An 11,635-nucleotide genomic window follows, 5' to 3' on the forward strand; every position below is an offset into this window, starting at 1 on the left:
TCGTCCGGTCCGCAGATTTCACGTTTTCTCGTTTTTTCACAGCCAGACCCGCAGGAGAGAATTCCCTTGTCGCCCACCGCAGTCCCCGTGTCCGAAGACGCTTCCACCGGTACCTTCTCGGCCAGTGTGTCCGGCGTGCACGCCGGACCGGCCGGGCACGAGCCCGCCGAGCTCGACTACCACGCGCTCAACGCGATGCTGAATCTGTACGACGCGAACGGGCAGATCCAGTTCGACAAGGATCGCGAGGCCGCGCGACAGTACTTCCTCCAGCACGTGAATCAGAACACCGTGTTCTTCCACGATCTGGACGAGAAGCTGAACTACCTGGTCAAGGAGAACTATTACGAAGGCGAGGTGCTGGACAAGTACGACCGCGAGTTCGTCAAGCTGCTGTTCGGTCACGCCTACGGCAAGAAGTTCCGTTTCCCGACGTTCCTCGGCGCCTTCAAGTACTACACCAGCTACACCCTCAAGACGTTCGACGGAAAGCGCTATCTGGAGCGTTTCGAGGACCGCGTCTGCATGGTGGCGCTGACCCTGGCCGCCGGCGACACCGCGCTGGCCCGGAACCTGGTCGACGAGATCATGGCCGGCCGTTTCCAGCCCGCCACCCCGACCTTCCTGAACTCGGGAAAGAAACAGCGCGGCGAGCCCGTCTCCTGCTTCCTCCTGCGTATCGAGGACAACATGGAGTCGATCGGCCGTTCGATCAACTCGGCGCTGCAACTCTCCAAGCGCGGCGGCGGCGTGGCGCTGCTGCTGAGCAACGTCCGCGAGCACGGCGCGCCGATCAAGAAGATCGAGAACCAGTCCTCGGGCGTCATCCCGATCATGAAGCTGCTCGAGGACTCGTTCAGCTACGCCAACCAGCTCGGCGCCCGCCAAGGCGCGGGCGCGGTGTACCTGCACGCGCACCACCCCGACATCTACCGCTTCCTCGACACCAAGCGCGAGAACGCCGACGAGAAGATCCGCATCAAGACGCTCAGCCTCGGCGTCGTGATCCCGGACATCACCTTCCAGCTGGCCAAGAACAACGACGACATGTACCTGTTCAGCCCGTACGACGTCGAGCGCATCTACGGCAAGCCGTTCGCCGACGTGAACGTGACCGAGCTGTACCAGGAGATGGTCGAGGACAAGCGGATCCGCAAGTCCAAGATCAAGGCGCGCGAGTTCTTCCAGACCCTCGCCGAGCTGCAGTTCGAGTCGGGCTACCCGTACATCATGTTCGAGGACACGGTGAACCGGGCCAACCCGATCGACGGCAAGATCACCCACTCCAACCTGTGCTCGGAGATCCTGCAGGTCTCGACGCCGTCGACGTTCAACGACGACCTCTCGTACTCGCACGTCGGCAAGGACATCTCGTGCAACCTCGGCTCGATGAACATCGCCAAGGCGATGGACTCGCCGGATCTGGGGCTGACCATCGAGACCGCGATCCGCGGGCTCACCGCCGTCGCCGACCAGACGTCGATCGATTCGGTGCCGTCCATCCGTCGCGCCAACGACGAAGGTCACGCGATCGGGCTGGGGCAGATGAACCTGCACGGGTACCTGGCCCGGGAACGCATCTTCTACGGCAGCGAAGAGGGCATCGACTTCACGAACATGTACTTCTACACGGTGCTGTTCCACGCGCTCCGGGCGTCGAACAAGCTCGCCAAGGAGAAGGGCCGTCCGTTCGCCGGGTTCGAGAACAGCACGTACGCGACGGGCGAGTTCTTCGACAAGTACATCGATCAGGTGTGGGAGCCGGCCACCCCGCGCGTGCGGGAACTGTTCGCCGACGCCGGCAGCTACGACGGCAGCCTGTTCTCGTCCAACGGGATCGCGATCCCGACGCCCGACGACTGGCGTGAGCTGAAGGAGTCGGTGCGCAAGTACGGCATCTACAACCAGAACCTGCAGGCGGTGCCGCCGACCGGCTCGATCAGCTACATCAACCACTCGACCAGCTCGATCCACCCGGTCGCGGCGAAGATCGAGATCCGCAAGGAAGGCAAGATCGGCCGCGTCTACTACCCGGCGCCGTACCTGACCAACGACAACCTGGAGTACTACCAGGACGCGTACGAGATCGGCTACGAGAAGATCATCGACACCTACGCCGCGGCGACGCAGCACGTCGACCAGGGGCTCTCGTTGACGCTGTTCTTCAAGGACACCGCCACCACGCGCGACGTCAACAAGGCGCAGATCTACGCGTGGCGCAAGGGCATCAAGACGCTCTACTACATCCGGCTGCGCCAGATGGCCCTTGCCGGGACCGAGGTGGACAACTGCGTCAGCTGCATGTTGTGACGCTCTGATCTGCGAAGACGGGTGACGACGGCGGGATCGGCGAGTGCGCCGGTCCCGCCGTCGCATCCAAGGGCCCGCGTCACCCCGCCGTTCCCTGCGCAGGGCGACGAAGGAGCCCTGGTCGAAGGGCCCCCGCGTCACCGGCTCTCGTCGAGGTGTGTGAGAAGCTCGGGCAGCCATGCGGTGAGCATGTCGACGGGTGTTCACTCGTGATAGCGAAAGCGCAACGACTGAACAGCGGCGACGACGTCGCGGATCCTGTCGGGATACGGATCCCGCGTCGCGGTTCTTGCCGCCCGGCGACAAGAACCGCGACGACCGGCGGGCGGTGTCCTCCGATCGGACGACATCGCGGGATCGGCGGGCGTTCAATCGTCGTTCACGACGACGTCGACGTCGGTTGAGCCGGTCTCCCTAGCGTGACTCGCATATCCCGCCCACAGCCCGGGCACGCGAATCATCCGGAGGTCACACCGTGCGCATCCCCCTGCAATTGTTCAACTCCGTCGGCACCGAGGCGGGCCGGTCGGCGCGGGCGCGGATGACCTGCCGCTACAAGTGCGGCGAGGCGTGCTGGCACGAGCCCGGCAACACCAGCGACAACGAGTACTTCCGCGACGTCGCGCAGGCCGCGCTCTCCCGGCGGACGGTGCTCAAGGGGTCGCTGGCCGCGGCGGTCGCCGTCGGCGCCGGATCGGTGCTCACCGCGTGCGGCGACGACGCACCCGCCGGCGCTCCCGGATCGGCGGGGCCGCCGGCGGGCATGCGCTTCGACGTCGTGCCGCCGAACACCGACGACGCGGTGCGGATCCCGAAGGGGTACCGGCAGAAGGTCGTGATCCGGTGGGGTGACCCGGTGCTGCCGGGCGCCCCGGAGTTCGACTTCGAGAAGCAGACCCCGCAGGCGCAGGCCATGCAGTTCGGGTTCAACAACGATTTCGCCGGGCTGATCCCGGTCGCCGGGGAGAGCCGCCGCCACTACCTGGTGTGCAACCAGGAGTACACCACCGAGGAACTGATGTTCCGCGGCTACAAGGAGAAGGAGCCGACGGAGGAGCAGGCCCGGATCTCCATGGCCGCGCACGGGATGACCGTCGTGGAGGTGGAGTCCAACGACGAGGACGGGGCGCTCACCCCGATCGTCGGGCCGCGCAACCGCAGGATCACCGCGTCGACGCCGTTCCGGCTGACCGGGCCCGCCGCCGGAAGCGAGGCCGTGCGCACGTCCGCTGACCCGTCCGGCCGGACGATCCTGGGGACGTTCGCCAACTGCTCGGGCGGCGTGACGCCCTGGGGGACCGTGCTGTCGGGCGAGGAGAACGTCAACGGCTACTTCATGAACGCGAGCGCGGTGAAGGATTCGCCCGCCGTGCAGCGCCTGGCCCGGTACGGCTTCGAAGACGACGCCGACCACCACCGGTGGGGTCGCTACGAGAAGCGCTTCGATCTGGCGCAGGAACCCAATGAGGCCAACCGGTTCGGGTACATCGTGGAGGTGGACCCGCACGATCCGAAGTCCGTGCCGCTCAAACACTCCGCGTTGGGTCGGCTCAAGCACGAGTCGGCGAACGTCTACGTCGTGCCCGACGGCCCGGACGCCGGGACGGTGGTGGCCTACACCGGCGACGACGAACGCTTCGAGTACATCTACAAGTTCGTCTCCAGCCGGAAGATGCGCGACGGCGACTCGCCCGAGGACCGGCGGCACAACATGCGGATCCTGTCCGAGGGCACGCTGTACGTGGCGTCGTTCTCCGGCGAGAAGCCGCCGACCGTGACCGATGCCGCGGGCACCGGGCACTGGCACAAGCTGATGACCGTCGACGCCGACGGCGCAGCGACGTCGCACGTGGCCGGGATGACGCCGGCCGAGGTGGCGGTGTTCACCCGGCTCGCCGCGGACAAGGCGGGCGCCACCAAGATGGACCGCCCCGAGGACATCGAACCGCACCCGACCACCGGCAAGGTGTACTGCGCGTTGACCAACAACGACAAGCGCGGCACCGCGGGCAAGGCGGGCATCGATGCCGCCAATCCGCGCAACGAGAACAAGAACGGGCAGGTCCTGGAGATCACCGACGACCACACCGGCGAAGACCTGACCTGGGATCTGCTGCTGGTGTGCGGCGACCCGAAGGCCGCCGACACCTACTACGGCGGCTTCGACAAGAACGAGGTCAGCCCGATCTCGTGCCCGGACAACGTGGCCTTCGATCCGCACGGCAACCTGTGGATCTCCACCGACGGCAACGCGCTCGAGAGCAACGACGGCCTGTTCGCGGTCGCGCTCGACGGGCCCCGACGCGGTGAGACCAAGCAGTTCCTCTCCGTCCCGCGCGGGGCGGAGACGTGCGGGCCGATCATCACCGACAAGCGCGTGGTGGTGTGCGTCCAGCACCCCGGCGAGGACGACGACGCCACCGTCGAGAAGCCGCTCTCGCACTGGCCCGACGGCGGCACCGCGCAGCCGCGCCCGTCGGTGGTGGCGGTGTGGCGGGACGGGAACGGCGCGATCGGCGTGTGATCTCCGCCCGGTGGTGTTCAGGCCGGAGCGGTCAGCACCGGCCGTGCGGGAGGTGCTTCAGGTTCCGCTGCAGCCATTTGGCGATCTTGTCCAGGTTGGCGGTTCCGACACCCATCTCCGCGCCGGGCTGCCAGCTCTGCATGGTGACCGCGGCCTGGGTGCCGTCCTGCCACGTGATCAGGCCGAGCTGGCGCACCTCGTAGCTGCCGTCGTCGGCGGGTCCCCAACCGCCCTTCACCGCGGTGGTGACCTTCTTGGATCGGATCGACTCCAGACCCCACTGCTGGTTGGCGGCCACCTCGCCCATGTAGGTGAGGATCTCGGTGGAGTCCTGCAGGCAGGGGAGCTTCGCGGCGAACCCGGCGGCGCTCGCCAACGACCACGGGGTGAGCCCGAAGGTCTCGGTCGGATCCTGGATCTTGACGGCCTCGACGGTCTTGTCACCACCCGCCCGTAGGACGGCGGTGACCTTCTTCCTGGCCTGGTCCTCGGTGCCGAGCGACTTCCGCAGCGCCAGGGCGGCGTCGTTGTCGGAGTCGACGATGGCGTTCTGGACCACGGAGTCCTCAGCCTTGCCGTTCCGGATCGCGGCCAGCGCCAACGGCACCTTGATCGTCGACCACGCGACCCGGACGGACTGGTCGCCGAAGGTGAGCGCCGGCCCGCCGCCGACGGGTGCGACGGCCACGCCCACCCCCTCGCCGAAGCCTTCGGCGGCGAACGAGTCCTCCAGTTCGGCGCCGCCCGCGGCGGTCTGCTTCGCCGACGGATCCGTCGGCGCCGACACCGTGGACGTGCCGGGTGCCGTCGGCTCCGGGCGCGCGGCGGAGGTGCTCGCCGGATCGCCTTCGGTCTCCGAGCACGCGGTGAGCGCGACGGTCAGGCCCGCGGCGACGAGCAGCGCCGTCAGGCGGGCGAGGCGGGGGCGTCGTCGCGGGGAAGCGGGCGCGACGACGCGCGCCGGTACGGGATCGGTCACAACGTCTCCGGTTCAGTAGATGTAGACCACGGCCTGGTTGCCGCCGCGGCAGGCGATGACGCCCTGGTAGGGGCCGCAGGTCATCACGTAGTTGCGCTGCTGCTGCGGCGCCCAGCCGTTGACCGTGCGCGATCCGCCCATCTCGCCGCTGCGGACGTACGCGTCGCGCACGTTGGCCGCGAACTCGCAGCCGGTCCACTGCGGGTAGCCGGTACCGACTCCGGTGTAACCGGAGCACGGCTGGTTGTCCGACGGCGGGGAGCTCGGAGTCCAGGTCTGGGTGGGCGTCTGGGTGGTGGTGTAGGTGGTCGTCGTCCCGTCGACGGTGGTCACCGTCGTGGTGGCGTCGCCGGGCGCCGTCGCCGCGACGGCATCGTCGTTCGAACCCGACTTGTCGGCGATCACCCAGGCGCCGATGCCGATGAGGGCGCCGAGGATCAGCACGATGACGGCGATCAGCAGGATGTTGGTGGTGCTGGTGCGCTGCGGGGGCGGAGGCGGCGGTGCGTAGTACCCGTACGGCTGCCCCATCGGCCCCGGCTGCCCCATCATCGGCCCTGTCGGCGGGGCCGTCGGCGGCAGGTGGGCCGCCGTCGTCGGTTGGTACGCCGGATTCGACGGGCTCGACGGGTGTACGGCGACGGCCGGGTTCGAGTGCTCGGAGACGACGGGGTTCGCCGGATTCGACTTCGAGAGGTCGATCGCTCCCGGACCGGCGACGGTGGGCCCGGAGTACGAGCGGTCGGCGGCGGGGGTCTGCGGGGCCGCGGCGGTCAGACCGCTGTTGCCCACCATGGCGGTCGCGCCGCTGTCGGCGCCGCCGATCAGTCCCGTCTCGGACTCGCCGACGGTGGGCGGGCGCTCACCGGACAGTGCGGCGCGGGCGGCCTCGGCGAGTCCGAGCGCCGAGGGGCAGCGCCGGGCGGGATCCTTGTCGAGGCCCCACGCGAGGACCGCGTCCATCGCCGGGGTGATGGCCGGGTTGATCCGGCTCGCGACCGGGATCGGGTCGAAGAGCAGGCCCTTGGTGATGGTGGAGATGGATTCGCCCGGGTACGGCTTCCGTGCGGTCAGGAGCTCGAACAGCACGGCGGCCAGCGCGTAGACGTCCGCGGCCGCGGTCACGGAGCCGTCCTCGAACTGCTCCGGCGCCATGTAGGCCACCGAACCGACCGCGGTCCCGGTCCGGGTGAGATGGGTGTCGGTGTCGGCGTGGGCGACGCCGAAGTCGACCAGGTAGGCGAAGTCCGCGCCGGTGATCAGGACGTTCTCCGGTTTCACGTCGCGATGGACCAGACCGGCCTGATGTGCGGCGTCGAGGGCGGCGGCCATCTGCTCGATCAGGGCGACGGCCTCGGCCGGTTCCAGGGCGCCGCGGTCGCGCATCACCCCGCGCAGATCCCCGCCTTTCACCAGCCGCATGTCCAGGTACAGCTGCCCGTCGATCTCGCCGAAATCGTGGATCGGGATCACGTGCGGCTCGTCGAGCCGCGCCAGGGTGCGGCATTCTCGGCGGAACCGCTCCTGGAAGGTCGGGTCCTCGGCCAGGTGCGGCGGCAACAGCTTCAGGGCGACGGTCCGGTCGCGCCCGGTGTCGTGGGCGCGGTACACCTCGCCCATGCCGCCCTTGCCCAGGAGAGACTTCGAGCCGGTACGGGCCGAACGTCTCACCGACCCTGTTCGACTGCTGATCCGCCATGTGCCATCTCCTCCTGTACGACGGTGGTCATCGTATGCCGGACCGGTGACATCGGGTGGCTCAGCCACGCCGTTGTCCTCCGGACGTACGACGTTCCGCGACCGTTCGGGAACGACGAGGGCCGACCGATCCCGCAGGATCGGTCGGCCCGTCGTCGAACGGTGTCAGCGGGCGCCGACCGGGATCCCGGCGGGCCGGGGATCGGGTGCGGGAGCCGACACGGCCGCCGGCGTCTCGTCGTCGTCGACCTTCTTGCGGAAGTAGCCCATGGCCAGGATGAAGAACACGATGCAGACGGCGCTGGTGACGAAGGCGCCGGTGAGGAACACCGTGAGCCAGGGGACGTCGGCGGCGAAGAAGTTCTTGTACACCAGCAGGGAGACGGTGCCGAGATACCCCGACGCGTCGGCGACGTAGATCAGGAATCCGGCGTTGGCGACGGTCTTGGTGGCCGCGATCATCCGCTCGAAGAGCATGGCGCCGAACGGCATGTAACCGATGTAGAGGCCGGCGCCGGTGCCGATCATCAGCCAGAGCGGGGACACCACGCCGGCGACGTAGCCGAGTGCGGTGACGCCCATGAGGACCGCGCCGAGCAGGCTCATGCCCTGGATGGTGAGGAATGCGAGCCGGTTGTTCCGGATCATGACGAGACAGCCGAACGCGATCAGGGTGATGATCGCGACCGGGATCTCGCTCTGGGTGAGCACCGTGGGATCGCCCTCCTTGCCCAGATCGGCCCAGATCTCCACCGCGAAGTCGTCACGGAAGTCGCGGAACACCGTGAGCAGGATGTATCCGCCGACGAGCAGGGCCAGACCGGGGAAGTACCTGCCGAGGAAGGCCTTGCGCTGGGCGCCGTCCATCGGCAGGCGCTGGGTGCGGGCCGCGATGTCGTCGACGGTCGGCGGGGGCAGCTGGGACAGCGCGTAGACGCTGATGAACAGCACCGGGAGGAAGAGCGCGCCGGTGGCGGCGGGCATCCAGAACTCGGAGACCCCCGAGTTCATGAGCCACACGGCGACCGACTTCACGATGCCCGACGACACGATGAAGCTCGCGCTCAGCATGGCGCCGAGGATCTCGGTGGTGCGGCGTCCCTCCAGGAAACCGAAGACCAGGCCCCAGATGAGGCCGAGCGGGAGGCCGTTGACGAACAGCGCGAGGAACTTGAGGTCCATCGGCAGCACCGCGAACAGGATCAGACCCAGCAGCGAGATGCCGATCAGACCGAGGATCGCCGGGGCGCGGCGGCTCGGCTGCATCTCGGAGATCACCTTGATGCCGATCACCTTCGACAGCGCGTAGCCGAGGATCTGGGCGATGACGAGGGTCTCTTTGAAGCCGAAGTCGATGTCCCAGCCGAGCAGGGTGGCGTCTTCGTACTTCGACGCGGCGTACGGCTTGCGGAAGGCGTACATCGAGAAGTACACGCAGAACGCCGTGAGCCCGCCGAACACGACGAACGCCAGGGTGCTCGCGCGTTCGAGGCGGGTCATCAGCCATGACTGAGAGGGTTCTGGATTCAGGGTCGGCGCGTGCGGCGACGCGCCGGGAGAGGTCGGAGAAGTCATCGATCTTTCCTTGGAGGCGGGCAGAGCGCGGTTCGCTCTCTCCGCCTCACGATTCCGATCCCGGGTGACGCCGCCCGTTCCGCCGACCGAACGATCGGTATATATTGCTGGAACTGTCGTGGTCAGCGACGTCCGGCGGCCGCGTGTGCAGTCAGCAGCGGCAGGTCGACGTCGGACATCGACGTCCGGACCAGGAGACCGGGGCCTTCGACGACGGTCGGATCGGCGGTCACGACGACGGTCCGGCAGCCGGCCGCCAGGGCCGAGGCCGTGCCGACCCGGCTGTCCTCCACCGCGACGCACCGGGCGGGGTCGACGCCGAGGAGCGCCGCCGCCGCCAGATACGGATCGGGTGCGGGCTTGGACTCGGCGGTGTCCTCCTCGCCGATCACGTCGACGAAGTACGCGGCGCCGAGCCCGTCGCGGACGATCTCGATCACCGAGCGGGGAGAGGCGGAGACGATCATGGCGGGCACCCGGTGCTCGGCCAGCGACCGCAGCAGCTCCGGGACCCCCGGCAGCGCGGTCGAATCGGCTCGGACCAGCTCGGTGAAACGTGCGATGAGCCGATCGGAGATGCTCTGCACGGCGCCCCGCTCCGGCTGCGGTCCGGCCAGGTACTCGGCCATGTAGCGGGTCGGTCTGCCGGTCACGTGGGGCTCGTCGTCGTCGGTCAGCGGCCGGCCGAGAGCCGCGGCCACCTCGTTCGCCGCGGTGTGCCAGTGCCGTTCGGTGTCGACGAGGGTGCCGTCCATGTCGAAGAACACGGCGGCGGGGCCGGCGGCGCGGGCGGAATCGGGCATGGGACGACGTCTCGTTTCGGTCGGCCTGGACGGGGACCCGCTCAGGCTGACCGCCCGAGGTGAACGGCGCGTGATGCGCCGCGGCCGACGGGGTGTCGGTGCGGTGAGGTGTCGGTGCGCCGAGGATCGCGTACCGGTCGGCGGCGCGTCCTACCCGGGGTGCCGCGTGGCGGCGTGCCGACGCCAGGCGAGGGCGGAGGCGACGGCACCGGCCCCGTTCGCCGCCCAGTGCAGTGCGACGGCGGGTGCCAGACCGCCGGTGCCGACGCGGAGCCGCCCGAAGACGATTCCGGCCGCACCGGTGAAGACGACGGCGCCGGCCGCACCGAGCGCCCGGCCCGCCCGGCCGCGGCCCACGGCGTCACCGATCCCGGGGCTCGCGGCGGCCAGATCGAGTGATCCGGCCACGTGCCAGAGCCCGAACAGCGCGGCCTGGACGGGCACCGCCGTCTGGGCGGGGTACGTGCGCAGGAGCAGACCGAGCAGCACCCCGCGGAACAGCATCTCCTCCGGGAGCACGGTCCGCAGGGGGATCTCGGCGAGCGCGGCGCGGAGGGCGCCGGGAAGATCGGGGTAGTCCTCGTTGCGGAAGAGCCCGCGGACCCGGGGGATCGCCAGACCCGCGGCGATCCCGGCGGCGGTGGTCGCGGCGACCCCGGCCGACCAGCCGAGTCCGCGGCCGAGCGCGTGCGGGTCGAGGCCGAGTTCCTCGGTGGACAGGCCGGATTCGACGGCCGCCGCGGTGGCGGCCGCCGCCACCGCGGCGATCAGCCACGGCGACCAGGGCGCGTCGGTGCGGTGCGTCACCGCCTGGGCGCCGAACATCGTCGCGACGAGGGCGGCGGGGGCGAGGACGGTCGGGGCGAGCGGTCCCGGAACGGGGTCGGCGTCGTCGTTCCGCGGTGCCGGGCGCCGCATCCGGTCACCGGGTCCCGGGGTGCGCATTGTCGTCAGCCGATCTGCCAGGCGAGGGCCGCGGCCACCGCGCCGGTGCCGTTGACCACGCAGTGCAGTGCGACGCAGGGGATCAGGCTTCCGGTGCGGACGCGGAGCCGGCCGAAGATCACGCCGGCGATCCCGGTGAACGCGACGGCTCCCAGGATACCGAGCGCGACCCCCGCCGCGCCGCTGCCGACGGTGTCGCCGATGCCCTGGTTGTCGGCGGCGAGCCGGGTCGAGGACACCACGTGCCAGAGACCGAACAGCAACGCCTGGACGCCGACGGCGACCCGCGCCGAGTGCCGTCTCAGGAGGGCGCCGAGCAGGACCCCGCGGAACAGCAGCTCCTCGGGGATCGCGGTGAGCAGGGGGATCAGGACGAAGGCCGAGACGAGCGCTTTGCGGAGATCGCGATACGAGTCGTTGTGGAAGAACTCGCGCGTCCACGGGATCGCCAGCCCCGCGCCGATCACCAGCACCACGACGCCGACGATCACCGCCGACCAGATCAGGCCGCGCCGCACCGTGTCCCGGGCCAGGCCGAGGTCGCGCACCGTGAGCCCCGATCCCATGGCCAGGCCGGTGGCGGTCACCGCGGTGCCGGCGACGATCCAGCGCGACGGCGGCGAGAACGCCTGGGTGAAGTGCATGACCATCTCGGCGCCGAACATGACCGTGATGAGCGCGATCAGCAGGTAGTAGTAGCGGACGCGGCGCCGGACGAGGCGGGCGCCCGCCGTGCTGAACGCGGTGTCGCGCATGTCACCCCTCGGTCGTCGGCTCTGCCGTCGACGATGTGAACGAGTC

8 protein-coding genes are annotated in these 11,635 nt (G+C 69.3%); 2 read left to right on the plus strand and 6 right to left on the minus strand.

Annotated elements, in window-relative coordinates:
- The first annotated feature begins 66 nt into the window (after positions 1–66).
- Together nrdE and QM809_RS09435 are read left to right on the plus strand one after the other, a co-directional pair.
- Complete coding sequence (nrdE, locus tag QM809_RS09430; protein WP_415045525.1) at positions 67–2,310, plus strand: class 1b ribonucleoside-diphosphate reductase subunit alpha; 2,244 nt, start codon at positions 67–69, stop codon at positions 2,308–2,310.
- Positions 2,311–2,785: 475 nt separating this feature from the next.
- Positions 2,786–4,834 carry a PhoX family protein gene (locus tag QM809_RS09435; RefSeq protein WP_415045526.1) on the plus strand — a complete coding sequence of 683 codons (2,049 nt, stop codon included), beginning with the start codon at positions 2,786–2,788 and terminating at the stop codon, positions 4,832–4,834.
- Between the two features lie 31 nt (positions 4,835–4,865).
- Here QM809_RS09435 and QM809_RS09440 read toward each other — a convergent pair whose 3' ends face one another.
- From QM809_RS09440 to QM809_RS09465, 6 genes are all read right to left on the minus strand, one after another.
- Positions 4,866–5,813, minus strand: coding sequence for a hypothetical protein (locus tag QM809_RS09440; RefSeq protein WP_415045527.1), 948 nt, complete (start codon positions 5,811–5,813; stop codon positions 4,866–4,868).
- 12 nt (positions 5,814–5,825) lie between these two features.
- A complete protein-coding gene (locus QM809_RS09445) occupies positions 5,826–7,484 on the minus strand; it encodes a serine/threonine-protein kinase (protein ID WP_415045528.1) in 1,659 nt (552 codons plus the stop codon).
- A gap of 192 nt (positions 7,485–7,676) precedes the next feature.
- Positions 7,677–9,086 carry a DUF5690 family protein gene (locus QM809_RS09450; RefSeq protein ID WP_415045529.1) on the minus strand — a complete coding sequence of 470 codons (1,410 nt, stop codon included), beginning with the start codon at positions 9,084–9,086 and terminating at the stop codon, positions 7,677–7,679.
- Positions 9,087–9,208: 122 nt separating this feature from the next.
- Positions 9,209–9,889 (minus strand): HAD family hydrolase, encoded by a 681-nt coding sequence (locus QM809_RS09455; RefSeq protein WP_415045530.1) that lies wholly within the window; start codon positions 9,887–9,889, stop codon positions 9,209–9,211.
- A 150-nt stretch (positions 9,890–10,039) separates the two neighbouring features.
- The gene (locus QM809_RS09460; protein ID WP_415045531.1) at positions 10,040–10,834 is read right to left on the minus strand and encodes a type II CAAX prenyl endopeptidase Rce1 family protein; all 795 of its coding nucleotides are present in this window, start codon (positions 10,832–10,834) and stop codon (positions 10,040–10,042) included.
- Between the two features lie 5 nt (positions 10,835–10,839).
- On the minus strand, positions 10,840–11,589 hold the full coding sequence (locus QM809_RS09465) for a lysostaphin resistance A-like protein (RefSeq protein ID WP_415045532.1): 750 nt from the start codon (positions 11,587–11,589) through the stop codon (positions 10,840–10,842).
- Positions 11,590–11,635 lie beyond the last annotated feature (46 nt).

The organism is Gordonia sp. (in: high G+C Gram-positive bacteria), from assembly GCF_047600385.1.
GTDB lineage: Bacteria > Actinomycetota > Actinomycetes > Mycobacteriales > Mycobacteriaceae > Gordonia.